This window comes from Agrobacterium sp. 22094, from assembly GCF_052046015.1.
In the GTDB taxonomy this organism is placed as follows: Bacteria; Pseudomonadota; Alphaproteobacteria; order Rhizobiales; family Rhizobiaceae; genus Agrobacterium; species Agrobacterium cavarae.
Map to the genome: position 1 here is coordinate 263,605 of NZ_JBQEPX010000002.1, position 19,946 is coordinate 283,550.

A 19,946-nucleotide genomic window follows, 5' to 3' on the forward strand; every position below is an offset into this window, starting at 1 on the left:
CTTGATGCACAAGCCTTACCAGTGGGCTTCGCAAGACAAGCAGAACTTGGTCAATCGAGCCATGGCCAGTTGTCAACCAGGCATATCACTGAGCGGCGGCTGGGACATTTTTGGCTTGCAGCTGCCACCGATCCTTGCCAGCAGCTTTCGCCTTGTAAAGCAAGGCATCGGCATCGGCCAGAAGCTCGTCGAGCGATGTCTTGGCAGGTATCCAGACCCCCCCGATCGTGGCACGAACCTCGACAGTTGTTGCGCCAACAGCGATAGGTGCGCGCATGCCTTCAACGATGCGGGCTGCGACCTGATCTGCAACAGTGAGATCGCCCGCAACGACGATCACGAACTCGTCGCCGCCCGTTCGACAGACCAGGTCTTCGGCGCGGACGTCCTGCTCCAGACGTCTGGCTGTCTCCAGCAGCACCTTGTCGCCAGCGGAGTGACCATGAACATCATTCACGGTCTTGAAGCCATCGAGGTCCATCAGCAACACCGTCCATCCGGAAGATGATGGCAGCAGCGGATAGCGCATGGCAAGACCACGCCGGTTGAGAAGGCCGGTCAGAGCGTCGGTTTCCGAGCGACGCTCGAATTCCTTGAGACGCATATGCTCGTCCGTGAAATCGATAGCGACCCCGACGATCCGGCGCGGAGTTCCATCCGGGTTGCGAAGGAGACGACGGTCGCAGCGCATCCATCTCTCGCCGAACACGGTGTTCAGCCGATACTCGGCACAGGAGTGATCGACTTCGCCCAAAAGCAGAGGCGTGAGATCAGCCGAGGCCATGTCGCTGGGATTGACCCGCGCCAGATAGAGTTCGAGATCGAGCCGCCCAGCGCCCGGTCCACCAATAAATTGCGCCAGCCGTTCGGAGGTCTCGAAGCGGCCGGCCGCCACATCCATGTGCCAGAACCCTCCACGCACGGCTTCCATGGCGAGCTCGAGTTGCGCCGCCTTCTCCGCGAGTTGGCGCTCGCTCTCCTTCTGCGCGGAGATATCCTGCACTTGTGACAGCAACTGCACGATATTTCCCACCGCATCCCGCATTGCTGTCAGATGGATCACCACATGAACGATAGCGCCCTGGTGATTGATATACCGCTTCTCGATGGAGTAGCCATCGCGTGTACCCTCAATAACGGCATTGAAGAGCGTCTCGTCTCTGTCGAGATCGTCAGGATGGGCAAACTTCTTGAATGACATGCCCTGAAGCGTATCGAGGGGAATTCCGACAAGTCTGGAGAAGGCCTGGTTCGCCCGGCGAATGCGACCGGCGACATCGTGGAACACGATGCCGACAGGGGCATGTTCGAAAGCAAAGTCAAAAAGCGCTAAGCGGGCTTGCGCATTTTCTCTCAGCCACTGCGCTCCTCTATGCAAAATCTTCTCCTAAAACCAAGTACACTGCCTATTAATTAGTAGGCACGAATGTAATTGATTCAAGCACAAGAAATCATGGTCTAGTCTCATCGCATTCCTGGGACGAACGACTTAACGACGCGCAGCGCGCGGCATCTTCGTTGGAATGCCGCTTGTTGCGCTAGAACGTCAGACCCGGCACAGCGAGAGGATTGTCCGTCATCGCCTGCCGATCCGGCCTGTCGATCGTCGCTGTCCCGGTAAAGGCCGCGAACAAATCCTTGACGAAATCCTCGCTCAAATCCTTGGTGATGAGAACCATGCGGGTGCGGCGATCTTGAGGGTCGGGCCACGCTTGCAAGCGCTGTGGCGGATGGAAGATGGACTGCACGCCATGCAGAACGAGCGGTCGATCTAAATTGTCTGAGAGCGCAACGATCGCCTTCATGCGCAAAAGCTTTTCCCCATGAGCCGAGCGCAGCAAATCCACAAACATCTCAATCGCCATCGGATCGATGGGGCGATCATGCATGATGGAGAAAGACCGGATCGATGCGTTGTGCCGGTTCACATCGTGATGGTGATGATGGTGGTCGTGATGATGATCATGGTGGTCGTGGTCGTGGTGATGATGATCGCCATTGTGATGATCTTTGTCATGCGCGGCTTCTTCACCCAGCCAACGGCTGACGTCCGCGCTTTTGCTGGCAAAATCATAAAGACCGTTGTCCAGAAGAACGGCGGCGCTCCAGGTCTCCTGATCGCCATCCTCAACCGCAGCACGGGGATTGAGATGACCGAGGCGGGAAGCAAGTGCGGCGACGGCGTCCGCAGAGGCAAGCTTCCGCTTCGTCAGCAGCAGCCGGTCGGCAACGGCCACCTGCTTTAAGGCTTCCTCATGATGATCAAGCGTCGAGGCGCCGTTGACCGCGTCGACAACCGTGATCACGCCGTTCAACATGAAGTTCTGCGCAATGACAGGATTGCCCATGATCGACTGCATAACCGGTGCAGGATCGGCAAGCCCGGTGGTCTCGATCACCACGCGCTTTACCGGCTTCAAACGTCCGGTCTGGATGCCATCCATCAGCTCGGCCAGCGTATCCACCAATTCGCCGCGCACCGTGCAGCATAGGCAGCCTTCGGCAAGCTCGATGATGCCATCACCCGAACGCTCCACGAGCAGGTGATCGATACTGACATCACCGAACTCGTTGATGATGATCGCCGCATCGGCCATGTCCGGGTCTTTCAACAGCCGATTGAGCAGGGTCGATTTGCCGGCACCGAGAAAGCCGGTGAGAATGGACACGGGAATCCGTTCAAATGCCATAAGGCACCTTTTCGTTATAATGTTACAATTTGACGCTTATAGCATCAAACGCGGGTTGGGAAAGCCGCGAGGTGGCTCCACGGATTTGCCACCTCTCCAGAGATGCAAAGCGTCAGAAAGCCGGACGCGGGATGGGGATCGGCACATTGGCCATTTCGCTTCCGCCCTTGCCCTTGGTCTCCGCCACCGCCACGGGTTCCGTGCCGGGGATCAGCCCTGCGAAGGAGTAGACCGGCGGACGCGTCATCTCGCGAACATAGGGCGACTTGATGATCATGCGGCCCGCCTCGTCACGGCTTTCGCTGCGCACCTTAGCGGCCTTCGGGTTGCAGATTTCCTTGCTGATGTCATTCACCGCAAGCGTATCGCCATAGGGTGCCAGAGAGGCAAGCGATACCCCCTGGCCGGCTGGCGACGTCAGCCCGAGCTGCAACAATTCGGCGGATTCATCTGTGCGCCCGGCAAGACTGTCGGAGCCGAGAACCACGGAAATAACCTGCCGTCCGTCCCGTTTTGCAGAGGACACCTGGTTAAAACCGGAGGCACAGATGAAACCGGTCTTCATGCCATCGGCACCCTCGAAGCGGCCGACCAGCATGTTGTAATTGGCGTAGTTCTTCTTGCCCGTGGTCACACCCTCGAGAGAGAAGTAGCTCGCATAGTCCGGGAACTCACGCTTGATGATGAGCGCGAGCAGCGCCAGATCGCGCGCGGTCGTGTATTGCCCAGCGCCGGGAAGGCCGTTCGGATTGATGAAATGCGTCGACGACATACCCAGACGCGCGGCTTGAGCGTTCATTTGCGCGACAAAATTGCCTTCGGTGCCGCCGATGGTTTCGGCAATTGCCACAGCCACATCGTTGGCCGACTTGATCAACAGCAGCTTCAGCGCGCTATCGAGCGTCAGCTTCGAGCCCGGCTTGAAATACATCTTGCTGGCTGGCTGATCGGAGGCGTGTTTGCTGAAGACGACAGGCGTATCGGGACTGAGCTTTCCAGACTTCATGGCGCTGAAGGCAATATAGGCCGTCATCAATTTTGTCAGCGATGCCGGATACCATTTGCGGAAGGCCTCCTGATGCGCGATCACCCTGCCTGTCTTGACATCGACCACCATCTTGGGATTGGCCGCAGCAACCGATGTCAGCGCCATTATGCTGGCGGCCACAGCGGCAACAGTTTTCGAAAGTCGTCCGGCGGCGCGGCGTGTTCTGCGATCGTCTTGCAAGGCCTGTCCTCAAATTCCCGTCTTCTTTGCGGGATTGGCAATAGTCACCATATATGGCCTAGCAATGGCAAACTAGATTGATTGCGTCAATTATGCGGCGCAATATCAGGGCAAGCCGAAGCACGATTCACGCATGCTGTTTTTCTAAAGTCAGGACCCAAGAGAATGCCCATCTTGAATAGAGCCGCCGAGTTGCAGGAAGAAGCGACGCAATGGCGCCGCCATCTTCATCAGAACCCGGAAATTCTCTATGATGTGGAGGAGACCGCGCGCTTCGTCACCGAGAAGCTGACCGCGTTCGGGGTCGACGAAATCGTCAATGGCATCGGCCGCACCGGCGTTGTTGGCGTCATCCACGGCCGCAGCAGGAACGGCCGAACGATCGGCCTCCGCTCCGATATGGATGCCCTGCCGATCCTTGAGGAAACCGGAAAGCCCTGGGCCTCTCTCACGCCCGGCAACATGCACGCCTGCGGCCATGATGGACATATGGCCATGCTGCTGGGTGCCGCCAAATATCTTTGCGAGACACGCAACTTCGACGGCTCGGTTGTGGTCATCTTCCAGCCTGCCGAAGAAGGTGGTGCCGGCGCGCGCGCCATGGTGGAAGACCGGTTGATGGATCGTTTCGGGGTGGACGAGGTCTATGGCATGCACAACATGCCGGGCATTCCGCTTGGCCAGTTCGCCATTCGCAAAGGCGGCATCATGGCCGCACCTGACAAGTTCACCATCACCGTGAAAGGCCGTGGCGGCCATGCCGCTCAGCCTCACCGCACCGCAGATCCCATCGCCATCGGCGCGCAGATCGTCACCAATCTACAATTGATCGCCTCCCGCAATGCCGATCCCCTGCGCTCGATCGTCGTTTCGGTCACCCGCTTCCAGGCCGGCACCAGCCACAACATCATTCCCAACGAGGCGCTGATCGCCGGCACGGTGCGGACACTCGACGAAGACGTGCGCGATATGGCGGAAGCGCGGATCCGCCAGATTGCCGAAGGCATCGCTCTTGCCAACGGCGCTGAAGCGGAAGCGGAGTATCACCGCTACTGTCCTGTAACCGTCAACCATCCGGCAGAGACCGACTATGCAGCGGAAGTTGCCCGCGACGTGGTCGGCGCCAATAATGTCGATGCCGATGTCGATCCTTCCATGGCGGGCGAGGATTTCTCCTACATGCTGAAGGAGCGCCCCGGCGCCTTCATCTTCATCGGCAATGGCGACACCGCAGGACTGCATAACCCAAGCTACGACTTCAACGACGAGGCGCTTGCCTATGGCATTTCCTACTGGGTGAAGCTTGCGGAACAGCGGCTGCAGGGGTGATGTCTCAAAATTTCTGGGCACATCACAAATGTGCCTCAGAACGCGGTTGATCCCGAAAGACCAGTGGTTTAAAAGCGCCACTGTGTGTCCACGTAGCTCAGCAGGATAGAGCAACTTTAGGGGCGAATATCTTACCGATTGCCACAAAACTTATGGGACACAGAGAGATAGTTGATCGGTAAGTTTACCGGTCAATGCGAATTGCTAATTTCGGATGGTTCCGGTATCACCGGGGTCGTTGAAGAGAGTTTTGTCCACGTAGCTCAGTCGGATAGAGCACAGGATTCCTCAATTGGGGGTTGTATTTGGAAACTTATACAATCGAACCGCTCAAAGTCGGGGGACGCTTCGCTGGAACTTCCAGCATGCCAATCCCGAGCCAAGCTCCGGAGAAATCTGGGGAAGTGTGTAGAGACTGGACGGGCGGCACCTAACAGCTTCGGCTCATGGTGAAGGGACAGTCCAGACCACGAACGCGGAAGCGGCGGCGAAAGCCGAAGTGGTATGAATCCTGGGGTCGGAGGTTCGAATCCTCTCGTGGACACCAATCGCACAATTGTTCATTCGGAAGGCATAGGTAACCGATTCACGCCGTCCTGCTGGATGGCGGCTCCCTGGAAAAAGGCGCGTCACATTCAAAGGCCACTGTCCGGCAACATGCTGGTCGTTATGCCACGGGATGAAAAGCCTGAAATCCGGGCGGTAGGGCTTTTGCTCTGACCCAAATGCCCAGGTCCGCACCTCTCGCCCGCCTCGCGACGAATTGCCGGTATAAAACCGCAGTAGGACCAAAGGCTTCTTGGAATTTTCGGAGGAACTAATGAACATAGCGATAGTTTGAAGGTCTCTACTCAATAATCTCAAAAGGAGACTTCCGATGGGCCGTGGCATATTACTCTGGATGCTGGGTGTTCCGCTTCCAATCATCATCCTCCTCGCTATCTTTTTACGATAGGAATGGTGATGTCCTTAACCAGCAACACGGGCGTGACACCCGTTGAATCCTCACAAACTGCAATGGCCTGGGGTCCGATCATCGGTGGCGCGGTGGCGGCAACCGGCATCACTCTCATTCTGCTGCTCCTAGGCTCCGGGTTCGGTCTCACCATGGTTTCTCCATGGTCTGGCGAGAGTAGCTCGGCTGCCACAGTCGGCGTTACTGCTGCGATCTGGCTAATCGTTGTTCAATGGTTGTCATCGGCACTCGGCGGATACCTCACTGGGCGACTGCGGACAAAGTGGGCCGCGGTTCACACTGACGAAGTGTTTTTCAGGGACACCGCACACGGCTTTCTAAGCTGGGCTCTCGCCACCATATTGGTCATGGGTTTCCTTGCCTCGTCGCTAACGTCCCTTGCTGGAGCCGGAGCATCCGCTGTTGGATCTGCCGCTTCGACGGCGACAATCGCCGGAGCTGCGTCGTCCGCCGGTTCATCTGGTGAATCTGACCTGTCGACGTCGTATTTCACCGACATGCTCCTGCGGCCTGAACGAGTAACGGCGGAAGCACGCACCGATAACGCCGCAGCGGCGTCCGAGGTGTCACGTATTCTGCTGCAAGGTGCGGCCGCAGGCGAAGTGGCCGAACCCGACCGCACCTATGTCGCAAGTATCGTAGCCGCCCGAACAGGTTTGAACGAGCAGGACGCGCGCGCTCGTGTTGACATAGTGCTTGGGCAGATTGAAGCCGCGAAGGTGAAGGCTCAGGAAGCTGCCGATACCGCGCGTAAGGCGGCGGCGACGACTGCTCTTGTGGGTGCGGTTTCTCTTCTAGTCGGAGCATTTATCGCATCTGTAGCCGCAGCCTTGGGCGGTCGGCAACGCGACGAGGAGGAAGACTTGCTCTTGCGGCGCTAAGATGGCTACGCACTTGCTTTGGGGTGCCTGCCGGCGCCCCTTCTCACCCAGCATTCCGCGGCCGTCACGCTCCCCGCATCTTAAAGTTAACTAAACATGGCACACGCCACTGAGAGGAAGGATGGAGGCGGGAAGGCGGTCGACAGCGCTGGATGGCGTACGACGGAGGATTGGTTCCAAACAGAGAAGTCACCTTCAGTCAAGCTTCCCAATACCACGGAAAAGCGATGCCTGACTTCGATCTTAATCTGCGTGGATCAAAAAAAGCCCCGAACTCAATTCGGGGCTTTTGGCGGATTGTGATCAATTACGCGCGGTCGACGGCGTCTTTCACTTTTTCCTTCGCGTCGCCTTTAGCCTGCTGTGCATGGCCCTTAGCTTCCTGGGCCGCGCCTTTGGCTTCCATTTCGCGGTTGTCAGTGGCATCGCCTAGGGACTGGCGCGCCTCACCAGCAACTTCGTTGGCCTTGCCTTTTACCTTGTCCATGGTGCTACCCATCATCATTCTCCTTCTTGAGCTTGATTGCTCGATCGCTAAAACAACGGGTTAAGGCGCGTCATTGTTCCTCAGTGATTTGGTCGTGGCCTCGCTTTGGCGGATGGTCTCCTATGCAATCCCGTGTCAGTCGAGCGCAACGACCTCACAGGGAACGCTCACCGTCGATGCCAACAAGGCATTGCTCCATCGAGCATTCGGTAAAGTCTTCCGTAAGCGCGCGACCGCCGTGTGATCAAACGCAAACGAGACTGCTTCAGAATACCTATCCTATCCCACCAAGGCCTCACTTCTTCGCGACGAAGCGTCGATCGAACGGCTTTCGTTCACGTTCTATGCGTCGGGCCGAAAATGGACAACGAACTCCACGACTTTTTCCGAAGACATCTCGCACGGCTTAAGAACAGAGCCGGAATCATTGGTACGATATAGATTGAATGACACGATCTCACGTCCACCAAGTTCTTCGGCGAACAGCCATACTCGTCGTCCATCTTTCGATCTGTGGACGGTCGCGCCCCAGCGGCGACCGTTGAAGTCTCCTTCCTGATGCCCATCGTTGAGCTGCGCCAGCGCCTCCTCGAATGCCGTCGGGGATTTCACGGAGATAGGTTTCCTTCGTTATGTTCGAGCTGCGACGCCAACTCGAGATTGGGCGGCAGGGACGATCGAATCATCCAGACAACGGCAGGTTCTTTTCCATGAAGAGGGATAGCCCGAGGATGGGTCTGGATCGCAGATGTTTCTCCCCTGACAACTGAGACCTCGCGAGGCCAGGTATGGAAGCGTTGGTGTGCTAATTTTGGCGCCTAGGATTAAAGTCCCAGGCCATATTTAACGAGTCCTTACCGAAGTCAGTCTTCCGGAAGACCCTTGATTAGGAAATCCGTGACGCGTTCGTGGGACTTTGTGCCTGAATAGCGGAGAGTGAAACTTCCACTCTCGTCCCTAATGGATTGAGGCCCTTGAGTTTTCGCGGCTTCGAGAAGCTGGTCGAAGTTGGCTTTCGCCCGCGCGGACGTCCATGCGTGAACATCTTCCATAGATCCTAGCTCCTTAATTGCGCCGGGAATCGGGAAGGGATTTACCAGCCACTCCAACGTAACGTTACAATCGGTTCCGATCAATCAGGTCGGACGGTTCACAGGAGTGACAGCAATGGGATCCGACTACATCATCCTCGATACCAACATCCTTTCCGAGGCACAGAAGCCTAGGCCAAGACCCGAGCTTGTCTCCTAGCTGGAAACACTGCCTCCTTCAAAGGTGGCCATCCCCTACGCCGCATTCTTCGAAACTTCCTACGGTGTCGAACTCATCTTCGACGCGACCCACAACGCGCGTCAAAACTTAGGAAATGGCGCGATGATCGCGCCATTGGCTGCTCACCTGAGCGGGCTTAAACGAGCGTGAATTTCCACTGAGGAAAGTCGTCTTGCCACAAAATCGCAAGCCCTTGGTCACCATTCTCCGATAGGAAACTCAAACGGCTTAGTCGGCAGACCACTACATCGCACTATTATGTAGCAGCAATCGACGGCGGGTGCACATAAACCCTTCTGATTCAAACACTTATATCGGGTGGGTATGTTGCATCAGGCTAAAATGCTGCTCGAGGAAAACAGATAGGGATTAAAATGCCCAAAATCAAATAACCCGATATGCCCACATCAGAAAGCGCAGGGACAAACCTTTTGAGCGAAATCAAAACTGTTACCTACGTCTTCGGTTCGGACAATTTGGAAAATGGCGACCCCTGCAGGACTCGAACCTGCGACCTACTGCTTAGAAGGCAGTTGCTCTATCCAGTTGAGCTAAGGGGCCACTCGCGGCGCCGTGGAGGCGCCGAAAACGGTTAGTGTGTCCAAGGCTGCGTGCGCGTATAGCGGAAGTTGTCCGTGTAGGAAACCGTCTGGCGCTCTGCTTCCTTTGGCTGGATCACGCGATACTCGATGCCCTTGCGTTGTGCATAGGCTTCAGCCTGTTCCTGTGTGTCGAAATTGAGCTTGACCTGCTGCTTCATGTCCGACGAGGACGTGTAGCCCATGATCGGATCGATCTTGCGCGGAACTTCGGCGTCGAATTCCAGCACCCAGATATTCGTCTTGGCCTTGCCGGACTGCATGGCGGTCTTTGCCGGACGATAAATTTTTGCAGACATTTCAACTGCTCCAGTCTTGCGATCAAGCGCGATGACGCTCTTTTTACGCGGCTTCCCGTAACCATTTTATTACGGTCTGCATCAGAATTTCACTTGGACTGACTCATGCGCGAAGTCAAGCCGCTTGCTTTGTAGATGCTACAGCATCGGCCCGAAAATCCTAACCGATTTTCCGAAAGCACGGTGCCTCAATTCAAAGACGATAGAGCGACCGTTATAGCTGCGTAAGGAAGCCGGCGTTCTCCGAAACATGAGAGCCTTCACCAACAGAAAAAGCGAGAGCCACGCTTGAATGGGACGCTCGAAGCATATTCTATCGCGACACCTAAGAGGAGACACGCATCATGAGCGATAACGTCATCAAGTTTCGCAAGCCACAACCGCCGAAGAAGCCCCGTCCCGGCCAGAGCAAGCTGCTCGCCGTCATTATTGGCGGCATTGCGCTCTGCGCTTTGATCTGGGTGCACTTCCAATACGGAGTATGAGGCTGGAGGCCTCACGGCGCGCGGCAGGAGTCCATCCATCTTCCTGCAGGACAGCCTTCAGAGGCGCCCGACAATACCAAGGCTTGAGACCACAAATCAAAACGCAATCCATCGGCGCCTCGACATCACATTGCGAGACGTCGATCGTATTGAAAACAGCAAGCCCAGCAGAACACGCTTAACGTTCACATACGCTCACCAGAGCAATTTCAACAATGTAAGGGAAATTACAAATCCAGACAAATCAGTGATTTGTCGAATGGTCGGAGTGGAGAGATTCGAACTCCCGACCCTCTGGTCCCAAACCAGATGCGCTACCAGACTGCGCTACACTCCGCCGATGTCGTGAGCGGGAGATACACGGTTACCGCACACCCTGCAACAGCTAAAATCACCTTTCCGTTTGTTTTTTCTCAATCGGCTCAGGCGTCCCTGATTGTGGGACGGGATGCACCTGGCGGGAAGATTACGAAGTTTTCACTTCACCCACCCTTCCAGCCGTGCGATCCAGCAGACGTATTTTAGCAGTTGCAGTAGCTTCCTCAGATAGCCACCTATCAAGGCACAACTTCTGCAATCTCTCAGACAACGGGAATGAACCACTTGGACGCCAGTAGCGAAAAACCGAACAGCCAGGAAGCGAAGCCCGATCTTCGCGACATTCTGGTGTCTTCGAAAACCGGAAGAAAGAAATCCAGGCGTTCGCTCTATATCATTCTCGCGCTGCTGATGGTTGCTGGCGCGGCGACATACTATTTTGCCTTTGCCGGTGCGCGCGTCGCCTACACCTACACGACGCAGGAAGCAAAGCGCGGCGATCTCTCCGTCATTGTTACCTCCACCGGTTCGGTGCAGCCCACCGACCAGGTGGATATATCGAGCGAGCTCTCCGGCACGATCCGCAAGGTCAACGTCACCTTTAACAGTCCGGTGAAAGCGGGCGACATTCTGGCTGAACTCGACACCAACAAACTTGAGGCCGATGTGCAGAGCGCGCGCGCCAAGCTTGCTTCCGCCAGAGCCAATGTCGCAAAAGCGAAAGCCGATCTCGGCTCGGCCAACACATCGCTGGAGCGGCTGAGATCGCTGGTGCAGAACCGCGTCTCCAGTCAGCAGGATCTCGATGCGGCGCAGTTCAACCGCGATGCGGCTGCGGCAACGCTGGAGGTCAATGAAGCGACGGTGCTTTCATCCGAGGCGGATCTGCGGCTTGCGGAAGTCAATCTCAGCAAGGCGAAGATTGTGTCTCCGATCGATGGCGTGATCCTGACGCGCGATGTCGATCCAGGTGCAACGGTGGCATCGTCCCTGAACGCTCCGGTGCTTTTTACCATCGCCGGGGATCTGCGCCGCATGGAGCTTCAGGTCTCGATCGATGAGGCGGATGTCGGCAAGGTGGAGGCTGGTCAGGAGGCCACCTTCAATGTGGATGCCTATCCCGAGCGCCGTTTCCCGGCGAAAATCGAAACCGTTCGTTTTGCTTCAGAAACCGTCTCCAACGTCGTGACCTACAAGGGTATTCTGACGGTGGATAATGCCGAACTCCTGCTGCGCCCCGGCATGACGGCGACCGCAAATATCGTGGTCGAACATGTCAAAGATGCGCTGCTCGTTCCTAATGCCGCCTTGCGCTACACCCCACCGCGGGAGAACGCTTCGCGCAGCGGCGGGCTGATGGGCCTTTTCCGCCCTCCGCGCATGAACCGCTCGCGCGGCAGCGGCGCCGAGCAGGCAGCGGCGGGCAAGCGTCAGGTTTGGGTTCTGCGCAACGGCACGCCTGTCAGCGTATCGGTCCAGACGGGCTCCACCGACGGCCAGTTCACCGCCGTGACCTCGGACGAGTTGAAGCCCGGCGACCAGGTGATCACCGACGCAACCCAACGCAGCAGCTAGGCGGGAATGGAAGCATGAGCGCACCGCCCCTGATCGAATTCCGCGATGTCGTGAAGCAATATGGCAAAGGCGAAGCGGCCATTCGGGCGCTGGACGGCGTCAGCCTGTCTATCAATGAACACGACTTCGTTGCCATCATGGGACCATCCGGCTCCGGCAAGTCCACTTCAATGAACATCATCGGCTGCCTGGATACGCCCACATCGGGAGAATATCTGTTTCAGGGCGTGCCCACCAGCGGCTTTGACAATGAGCACCTGACGCTGCTTCGCCGCCACATGCTGGGTTTTGTCTTTCAAGGCTTCAACCTGCTGTCGCGCACCTCGGCTGTCGAGAATGTCGAGTTGCCTTTGATCTATCGCGGCATGAAATCCGCAGAGCGGCGGGCGCTTGCCATGGAGGCCTTGGCGCAGGTCGGGCTGAAGGGGCGTGAACACCACACCACGCAGGAGCTGTCCGGCGGGCAGCAGCAGCGCGTGGCAATTGCCCGTGCCATCGTCACCAAGCCGGCCTTGCTTCTTGCCGACGAGCCGACAGGCAATCTCGATACCAAAACCAGCATCGAGATCATGGACCTGATCACCTCGCTCAATCGCGATCGCGGCATCACCGTCGTGATGGTGACCCATGAAGAAGATATCGCCGCCCATGCCAAGCGCCTGCTGCGCTTTGTCGATGGCCGCCTGGGTTCGGACAGCGCCGTCAAGCATGGAATGGAGGCCACCAATGTTCTTTGAGACCGTCAGGCTCGCCATGCGCGCCATCAGCCGCAACATGCTGCGCTCCTTCCTCACCGTGCTCGGCGTCGTTATCGGTGTGGCAGCGGTCATCGCCATGGTCACCATCGGCAACGGCACGACGGAGCAGGTAAAGTCTGAGCTTTCTCGCCTCGGCACCAATATGCTTTTCGTCAGGCCCGGACAATTCGGCCCCGGTCGCGCCAGTGTCGATGCCAAACGCTTCACTGATAGCGACGTACAGGCCATCCGCGACCAGATCAGCGGTGTGCGGGCTGTCGCGCCATTGAACCGCTCATCAGCGGCAACGGTGATTTATGGCGGCAAGAACCACCAGACAAGCGTCGTTGGCACCACCAACGACTATCTGATCGCGCAGGACTGGACGATAGCGCTTGGCCGCGAGTTTCTGCCCGCTGAAGACCGTGGCGGACAGATCGGCTGTATCATCGGTGAAACCGTTCGACAGGAACTGTTCGGATCGTCCGATCCGGTGGGACAGACGATCCGCGTCAGCAACATCTCCTGCCCGGTCATCGCTGTTCTGGGGCGCAAGGGGCAATCAGGTCTTGGCGATGATCAGGATGACACCGTGATCATGCCGCTGAAAATTCATCAGCGCCGCATTGGCGGCACGACGACGATTTCCTCCATAATGGTCTCTGCCCAGGATGGAGTCTCGACTGCAAAAGTGCAGTCCGACCTGGAAAATCTGCTGCGCGAGCTCCGGCGCATCGGGCTTGGCCGCCAGGACGATTTCACTGTCAACGACATGGCGCAGATCGCGTCCGCCATGACCGGTACCACCACCCTGCTGACCGGGTTGCTCGGCGCTGTCGCCGCCGTCAGTCTTCTGGTGGGCGGGATCGGCATCATGAACATCATGCTGGTGTCGGTGACGGAACGAACGCGCGAGATCGGCATCCGGCTTGCGATCGGCGCTCTGGAAAAGCAGGTTCTGACACAGTTCCTCGTCGAGGCCGTCATGCTTTCGGCCTTCGGCGGGACCGCGGGGATTTTGACGGGCCTTGGCCTGGCCTATGCGGTCGTCAGCTTCCTTGGCGTGCCCTTCGTCACCAGCCCGGTGATCATCGCGGTCGCCTTCGCCTTCTCGGCCGCCATTGGCGTGGTGTTCGGCTATTTTCCGGCTCGCCGTGCCGCAAGCCTCAGCCCTATCGAGGCATTGCGCCACGAGTAACGGGTCAGTCGAGCTTGCTGAAGCGCCCTGCGCTCCCCATATGAAAACGAGCGAGAATTGAGGGAGTTGGACCGTGAGCGTTGCGTTTGTAAAAGAAGAGAGTGCGGAAACTGCAGCAGAAACCCAGCTGCCGGATCGCCCTGTCTCGCAACATCCCAACCTCGTCACCGAAGCAGGTCTCAAGCTCCTTGAAGAACAGATGAAAGCTGCCCGCGCCGCGCATGAGATTGCCAATGCGGTGGAGGACGTGAACGAACGCCGGCGCCAGATCGCGCCACATTTGCGCGATATCCGCTATCTGGCGGAGCGGCTGCGCACCGCCCAGATTATGCCCGCACCCGAGGCAAACGATAGTGTCTCCTTCGGAAGTACCGTCACTTTCACGCGTGAAGATGGCCGCGTGCAATCCTACCGTATCGTCGGCGAAGATGAGGCCGACCCGAAGGCCGGGTCCATTTCCTATGTTTCCCCCGTCGCTCGCGCTCTCAACGGCAAGGCCGTTGGTGATATTGTCACTGTCGGCGAGCAAGAGTTGGAAATTACGGCCATTCAATAAGCCGCCAGTTGCAGCAGGTCGAAATAACGGGTAACTCCCCGATTACTTGACTTTCAGCAAAAGGTTTACTGCGCCATGGCGGTGGAATTCCTCGTCACTCATTCCGGCGGCTTCCATGCCGATGAATTGCTCTCCAGCGTCATTCTCACCCGGCTTTATCCGACGGCCAAGATCGTTCGCAGCCGCGCGCCGGAGTGGATCACCCCTGCGCAAGACCGGGTCATCTATGATGTCGGCGGCGCCTATGATGCCGAGGCGCAGATCTTCGATCACCACCAGCGCGGCGCGCCGCTGCGTGACGATGGTCAGCCATACAGCTCATTTGGCCTTGTGTGGAAACATTACGGTCGTGATTATCTCACCGCGCTTGGCGTTGCTGGCGCCGATATCGAAAACGTCCACGCGTCTTTCGACAAGAGCTTTGTGCTACCGATCGACCTTACCGACAACGGGGCGCTGAGCCCGGCGATTGCCGGCGAGCTTGCCGGTCTCACCTTGCCGTCTCTTTTGGAAACCTTGAAACCTTCATTCGACAACCGTGAACCAGGTGCTGACGACGCAGCCTTCCAGAGCGCGCTTGCGATTGCTCGCGCATTTGTCGAAGCCGGCATCGAGAAGAAGGCCGCAAAGCTGCGAGCAGAAACGCTCGTTCTCAAAGCCATAGAGCGCACCGGCGAAAGCCGTATCCTGGAATTGCCGATCGGCATGCCTTTCAGACCAGCGATCGTCAAGGCCGGTGCCGATCATCTGCTCTTCGTCGTTCATCCGCGTGACAAGGACTGGTGCGTCACAGGCATCCGCCGCGCGGAAGAAGGCTTTGAGCTTCGCGCCGATTTGCCGGTCTCCTGGGCTGGCTTGACCAACGGCGATCTGGAGCAGGCAAGCGGCGTTGAAGGGGCAACCTTCTGTCATAATGGTCGCTTTATTGCAGCTGCAAAGACGCGAGAAGCCGCAATGACGATGGCCGAAATTGCGACACAGGAAGCCCTGTTAGAGGGGCAATCCGCTTAAGTACCGTCTTTGGAAAATGAAGTGTTGCGGTGCTTGGGAACAAGCACCGCAATGCCAACAGGCATTTCTCAGACGCTAGCCTCAGCCTCACGCTGCTTGGCGAGCATGGCAAGGTCTGCGGCCTTCAGTTCGACGGACTCGCCGCAGCCGCATGCCGATGTCTGGTTCGGATTGTTGAAGGTAAAGCCGGAGCGCATCTTGGTGACTTCGAAATCCATCTGCGTGCCGAGCAGGTAGAGCACGGCGGATGGCTGAATCCAGACCTTTGCACCATCATGCTCTATCAGGTCATCCTTGGCATCAGGCTCGGTCACGAGATCGATCGTATATTCCATCCCGGCGCAGCCGCCCTTTTTGATCCCGACGCGCACGCCCTTGGCCTCAGCGCCGGAATTATCGACGATCGCCTTGACGCGAGCGGCCGCAGCCTCCGTCATTGTCATCACTGCAAAGCCCATGGGCTCATCACTCCTTCGACAGTCGGGTTCAAGGCCCGATGTTTATGGACTTAAATCTAGTCTTGCGTCGAGACGTATCAAGTGTTGTCGATTGTGCAATCGACGGCGCTCAGTACCAACCCACCGCAACCTGCGCTTCTTCCGACATGCGATCCGGCGTCCAGGGCGGATCGAAGGTCATTTCAACCGTCACGCCGGATACGCCCTCGACGGCGCCAACCGCGTTTTCCACCCAGCCCGGCATTTCTCCGGCAACGGGGCAACCGGGTGCAGTCAGCGTCATGACGATCTTGACCATCCGGTCGTCTTCGATGTCGATCTTGTAGATGAGACCAAGTTCGAAAATATCGGCGGGAATTTCCGGATCGTAGACGGTCTTCAGCGCGGCGACGACGTCGTCGCTGAGCCGCGCCAGCTCATCCGGGGAGATGCTGGAGGTCTTGGCAGGGGCTTGCACAGCCTCTTCTGCAGGCGATTGTGCCAGATCCTGCAGCTGTTCGGTCGTATCGGTGCTCATGGTCCTGATCCTCAATTCCGATGTCAGGCGAAAAATTTGCGGGCGTAATCGAGTGCTTCGGCCAGCGCATCCACTTCCGCGCGGGTATTGTAAAGCCCGAATGATGCTCGGCATGTGGAGGTCACGCCGAAGCGTTTCAAGAGTGGCATGGCGCAATGTGTACCAGCGCGCACGGCGACGCCGCGGCGGTCGATGACCATCGAGACATCATGGGCATGGATGCCTTCAAGCTCAAAGGAGAAGATGCCACCCTTCCCCGGCGCATTGCCGATGATGCGCAGAGAGTTGATGTCTCGCAGACGTTCGGTGGCATAGGCGGCAAGATCCGCCTCATGTGCAGCGATCGCCGCGCGTCCGAGATTATCCATATAGTCCAGTGCGTAGCCGAGACCTATCGCCTGAACGATCGGCGGCGTGCCCGCCTCGAAACGGTGCGGCGGCTCGTTATAGGTGATCTCGTCCTCAGAGACGTCGAGGATCATTTCCCCGCCGCCCTGGAAGGGACGCATCTCTTTCAACCGGTCGGCCTTGCCGTAGAGAACGCCGATACCCGATGGGCCATAGAGCTTATGGCCCGTCATCACGTACCAGTCGCAATCGATATCGCGGACATCGACCGGCATGTGAACCGCGCCCTGGCTGCCATCAATCAGCACGGGAATCCCGCGCTCGTGGGCAATGCGGCAAATTTCCTTGACGGGCACGATGGTGCCGAGCGCGTTGGACATATGGGTGATGGCGACGAGCTTGGTGCGCTCCGTCAGGCTTTTTTCGAAAGCCTCGATATGAAACGCGCCTTCGTCATCCACAGGCACCCAGACGAGCTTGGCGCCCTGCCGCTCGCGGATTAAATGCCAAGGCACGATATTGGAATGGTGCTCCATGATCGAGAGAACGATCTCATCGCCCTCGCCGATCTTCGGCATGCCGTAGCCATAGGCGACCGTGTTGATCGCCTCGGTGGAGGACTTGGTGAAGACGATTTCATCCACCGAACCGGCATTCAAAAAGCGCCGCACCTTTTCGCGCGATGCTTCATAGGCATCTGTTGCCGCATTGGAGAGAAAATGCAGGCCGCGATGCACATTGGCATATTCGTTGGAATAGGCATGCGACACCGCATCGATGACCACCTGCGGCTTCTGCGCGGACGCGCCATTGTCCAGGTAGACAAGCGGCTGGCCATAGACCTCACGCGAAAGGATTGGAAAATCCTTGCGCACGGCCTCGACATCGTAGGGAGCCGCTCTGACGGCGCGTTCGCTGTTATCAGGCATGATCTTCCAGCCAGCTGGAGATGATACCTTCCAGCGCCTCTACCAGATTGTCGTCTTCCAACTCTTCGACGATTGCCGCGACGAATGCGTTCACCAGCATGGCACGCGCCTTCGCCCGCGGCACGCCACGCGCCATCAGGTAATAAAGGTGTTCGTCGCTAATATCGGCAACCGTTGCGCCATGGCCGCACTGAACGTCGTCTGCGAAGATTTCAAGTTCAGGCTTTGCCGAAAACTCGCCATCGTCGGACATCAGCAGGGTGTTGCAGGACATCTTGGCGTCTGTCTTCTGGGCATCGGGCGCGACCCGGATCATACCCTGAAAGATGCCCTTGGCACGATCGAACACGACGTTGCGGAAGATTTCCGTCGAGGTCGTGTTCGGCACGTTGTGGCCGAGAACCATCGTCACATCCGTATGGGTTTCGCCACCCAGCAGGTTGACGCCGCGCACGGAGAGATCGGTGCCCTCACCTTCCACATCAATGCGCAGTTCCTGGCGCACGAGCTTGCCGCCTGCATTGATGATGAAGAGGCGAAGATTGGCGTCCGCGCCAAGCTTGATGCGCAATTGAGCCAGATGCGTATCGGCTGCACCCTGCTGCTGCAAAAGGATATAGGTGGCTTCCGCCCCGTCCTGAACCTCGAGATCGGTGACATGCGTGACGAGTGCTGCTTCCGCCGCAACCGACAGATGACGCTCGATGATCGTGGCCTTTGAGCCCTTGCCGAAGCGAACTGGCGAACGGGTGTGAACCTGCCCGGCGCCATGGATCACCTGAAGCTCGAGCGGACGCTCGATCTGGGCCTCATCCGGCACGGTCACCGAGTAACCATCGCGCACGAAGCTGCCATTCAGGCGGCCGATCATGTCGTCCTTGTCAGCCGCCACAAGCGAGCCGGCAGCCGTGCCATCCAGCAGGCTTTCGGCAAAGCTTGCGACTTCGAAATCAACGATCTCGGTATCTGCCGACTTCCCGTGGCGTAGATAGGCAACCTGCGATCCGGCAACAGCTGAATCACGCTTCTCGATCACCGGCGCAGAGGCATCCTCGGGGATGCTGCGCAGCAGGGTTTTCATATCGGTATAGTGCCAGGCCTCGATGCGACGCGTCGGAAGACCGGCGGTCTTCAGGTCGTCGAACAGCACGTCGCGCGCAGCAACGACATCGCCATTGCCGGGAAGTTCGGTGAACTTAGCTGTGAAGGCTTCCACCAGTGCGGTTTCCGCAGGTGTCAGCCTGTTTGTCGTCTGAATATTCATGGACATGGTCTCCTGGCCCATTAATTAGGCCGCTTCACCGATGATGTCAGCGTAACCATTGTTTTCCAGTTCCAGCGCCAGTGCCTTGTCGCCCGAACGGATGATCTTGCCCTTATAAAGAACATGGACGCTGTCCGGCACGATGTAATCGAGAAGGCGCTGATAGTGGGTGATGACGACGGTCGCACGATCCGGCGACTTCAATGCGTTGACGCCATCGGCAACGATCTTCAGCGCGTCGATGTCGAGACCGGAGTCTGTCTCGTCCAGCACGCAGAGCTTCGGCTCGAGCAGCGCCATCTGCAGGATTTCCGCGCGCTTCTTCTCACCGCCGGAGAAGCCGACATTGAGCGGGCGCTTCAGCATGTCCATGTTGATCTTCAGATCGCCAGCCGCTTCCTTCACCTTCTTGATGAAGTCAGGCGTTGTAAGTTCAGCTTCGCCACGTGCTTTGCGCTGCTCGTTCATCGCAACCTTCAGGAACTGCATGGTCGCAACGCCTGGTATTTCGACCGGGTACTGGAAGGCGAGGAAGATACCCTTGGCAGCGCGTTCTGCCGCGTCCAGCTCCAGAATGCTCTCGCCATTGTAGAGAATGTCGCCAGAGGTCACTTCATAGTCTTCGCGGCCCGAAAGGATGTAGGACAGCGTGGACTTGCCGGAGCCGTTAGGACCCATGATGGCCGCCACTTCGCCAGCGGCAACCTTCAGGTTCAGACCCTTGATGATCTCGGTTTCGGTATCGGCGATCTTTGCGTGCAGGTCGATGATTTCAAGCATGTTGTTATC

The 19,946-nt window shown here is 57.7% G+C and carries 19 protein-coding genes and 2 tRNA genes; 8 read left to right on the forward strand and 13 right to left on the reverse strand.

Annotated features, from left to right (window positions below; translation table 11 throughout):
- Positions 1–85: 85 nt before the first annotated feature.
- The 3 genes from ACTJK5_RS13670 to ACTJK5_RS13680 form a co-directional block, all read right to left on the reverse strand.
- Positions 86–1,378 (reverse strand): sensor domain-containing diguanylate cyclase, encoded by a 1,293-nt coding sequence (locus ACTJK5_RS13670; protein ID WP_111846679.1) that lies wholly within the window; start codon positions 1,376–1,378, stop codon positions 86–88.
- 160 nt (positions 1,379–1,538) lie between these two features.
- Positions 1,539–2,690: a CobW family GTP-binding protein gene (locus ACTJK5_RS13675; protein WP_440612695.1), complete on the reverse strand. Its 1,152-nt coding sequence runs from the start codon at positions 2,688–2,690 to the stop codon at positions 1,539–1,541.
- Positions 2,691–2,802: 112 nt separating this feature from the next.
- A complete protein-coding gene (locus ACTJK5_RS13680) occupies positions 2,803–3,843 on the reverse strand; it encodes a D-alanyl-D-alanine carboxypeptidase family protein (RefSeq protein ID WP_425532530.1) in 1,041 nt (346 codons plus the stop codon).
- A gap of 240 nt (positions 3,844–4,083) precedes the next feature.
- Here ACTJK5_RS13680 and ACTJK5_RS13685 point away from each other — a divergent pair, with 240 nt between their 5' ends.
- Together ACTJK5_RS13685 and ACTJK5_RS13690 are read left to right on the forward strand one after the other, a co-directional pair.
- Positions 4,084–5,247: a M20 aminoacylase family protein gene (locus tag ACTJK5_RS13685; protein ID WP_440612696.1), complete on the forward strand. Its 1,164-nt coding sequence runs from the start codon at positions 4,084–4,086 to the stop codon at positions 5,245–5,247.
- A 957-nt stretch (positions 5,248–6,204) separates the two neighbouring features.
- Positions 6,205–7,104 carry a hypothetical protein gene (locus ACTJK5_RS13690; RefSeq protein ID WP_153310499.1) on the forward strand — a complete coding sequence of 300 codons (900 nt, stop codon included), beginning with the start codon at positions 6,205–6,207 and terminating at the stop codon, positions 7,102–7,104.
- A gap of 307 nt (positions 7,105–7,411) precedes the next feature.
- Here ACTJK5_RS13690 and ACTJK5_RS13695 read toward each other — a convergent pair whose 3' ends face one another.
- From ACTJK5_RS13695 to ACTJK5_RS13710, 4 genes are all read right to left on the reverse strand, one after another.
- Positions 7,412–7,603 (reverse strand): CsbD family protein, encoded by a 192-nt coding sequence (locus ACTJK5_RS13695; RefSeq protein WP_113267364.1) that lies wholly within the window; start codon positions 7,601–7,603, stop codon positions 7,412–7,414.
- A 330-nt stretch (positions 7,604–7,933) separates the two neighbouring features.
- Positions 7,934–8,203 carry a hypothetical protein gene (locus ACTJK5_RS13700; protein ID WP_440612697.1) on the reverse strand — a complete coding sequence of 90 codons (270 nt, stop codon included), beginning with the start codon at positions 8,201–8,203 and terminating at the stop codon, positions 7,934–7,936.
- A 1,144-nt stretch (positions 8,204–9,347) separates the two neighbouring features.
- Positions 9,348–9,424 (reverse strand) — tRNA-Arg (locus ACTJK5_RS13705).
- A gap of 31 nt (positions 9,425–9,455) precedes the next feature.
- Positions 9,456–9,761 (reverse strand): ETC complex I subunit, encoded by a 306-nt coding sequence (locus ACTJK5_RS13710; protein ID WP_062424309.1) that lies wholly within the window; start codon positions 9,759–9,761, stop codon positions 9,456–9,458.
- 344 nt (positions 9,762–10,105) lie between these two features.
- On the opposite strand from ACTJK5_RS13710, the gene ACTJK5_RS13715 reads away from it, so the two are divergent.
- Positions 10,106–10,246: a hypothetical protein gene (locus ACTJK5_RS13715; protein WP_165457054.1), complete on the forward strand. Its 141-nt coding sequence runs from the start codon at positions 10,106–10,108 to the stop codon at positions 10,244–10,246.
- Positions 10,247–10,506: 260 nt separating this feature from the next.
- Here ACTJK5_RS13715 and ACTJK5_RS13720 read toward each other — a convergent pair.
- Positions 10,507–10,583 (reverse strand) — tRNA-Pro (locus tag ACTJK5_RS13720).
- 257 nt (positions 10,584–10,840) lie between these two features.
- Between ACTJK5_RS13720 and ACTJK5_RS13725 the strand changes: the two genes are divergently transcribed.
- The 5 genes from ACTJK5_RS13725 (at position 10,841) to ACTJK5_RS13745 (ending at position 15,641) form a co-directional block, all read left to right on the forward strand.
- The gene (locus tag ACTJK5_RS13725) at positions 10,841–12,139 is read left to right on the forward strand and encodes an efflux RND transporter periplasmic adaptor subunit (protein WP_113180294.1); all 1,299 of its coding nucleotides are present in this window, start codon (positions 10,841–10,843) and stop codon (positions 12,137–12,139) included.
- Positions 12,140–12,153: 14 nt separating this feature from the next.
- Positions 12,154–12,876, forward strand: a complete 723-nt coding sequence (locus ACTJK5_RS13730) for an ABC transporter ATP-binding protein (RefSeq protein WP_343108480.1) — start codon at positions 12,154–12,156, stop codon at positions 12,874–12,876.
- On the forward strand, positions 12,866–14,074 hold the full coding sequence (locus ACTJK5_RS13735; RefSeq protein ID WP_440612698.1) for an ABC transporter permease: 1,209 nt from the start codon (positions 12,866–12,868) through the stop codon (positions 14,072–14,074). The genes ACTJK5_RS13730 and ACTJK5_RS13735 overlap by 11 nt, the downstream gene beginning before the upstream one ends.
- A gap of 73 nt (positions 14,075–14,147) precedes the next feature.
- A complete protein-coding gene (gene greA / locus ACTJK5_RS13740; RefSeq protein WP_335323787.1) occupies positions 14,148–14,630 on the forward strand; it encodes a transcription elongation factor GreA in 483 nt (160 codons plus the stop codon).
- A 75-nt stretch (positions 14,631–14,705) separates the two neighbouring features.
- Positions 14,706–15,641: an MYG1 family protein gene (locus ACTJK5_RS13745; RefSeq protein WP_112953869.1), complete on the forward strand. Its 936-nt coding sequence runs from the start codon at positions 14,706–14,708 to the stop codon at positions 15,639–15,641.
- A 68-nt stretch (positions 15,642–15,709) separates the two neighbouring features.
- Here the strand turns inward: ACTJK5_RS13745 and sufA are convergent, their stop codons facing one another.
- The 5 genes from sufA to sufC form a co-directional block, all read right to left on the reverse strand.
- Entirely contained in the window at positions 15,710–16,099 is a 390-nt protein-coding gene (sufA, locus tag ACTJK5_RS13750) for a Fe-S cluster assembly scaffold SufA (protein WP_440612699.1), read from the reverse strand.
- A 109-nt stretch (positions 16,100–16,208) separates the two neighbouring features.
- A complete protein-coding gene (locus tag ACTJK5_RS13755; RefSeq protein ID WP_112519658.1) occupies positions 16,209–16,616 on the reverse strand; it encodes an SUF system Fe-S cluster assembly protein in 408 nt (135 codons plus the stop codon).
- A gap of 23 nt (positions 16,617–16,639) precedes the next feature.
- Positions 16,640–17,893, reverse strand: coding sequence for a cysteine desulfurase (locus ACTJK5_RS13760; protein ID WP_440612700.1), 1,254 nt, complete (start codon positions 17,891–17,893; stop codon positions 16,640–16,642).
- On the reverse strand, positions 17,886–19,157 hold the full coding sequence (gene sufD, locus ACTJK5_RS13765; RefSeq protein WP_062441470.1) for a Fe-S cluster assembly protein SufD: 1,272 nt from the start codon (positions 19,155–19,157) through the stop codon (positions 17,886–17,888). Before sufD ends, ACTJK5_RS13760 begins: the two co-directional genes overlap by 8 nt.
- Before the next feature lie 24 nt (positions 19,158–19,181).
- Complete coding sequence (sufC, locus tag ACTJK5_RS13770; RefSeq protein WP_440612701.1) at positions 19,182–19,937, reverse strand: Fe-S cluster assembly ATPase SufC; 756 nt, start codon at positions 19,935–19,937, stop codon at positions 19,182–19,184.
- Positions 19,938–19,946: the final 9 nt, after the last annotated feature.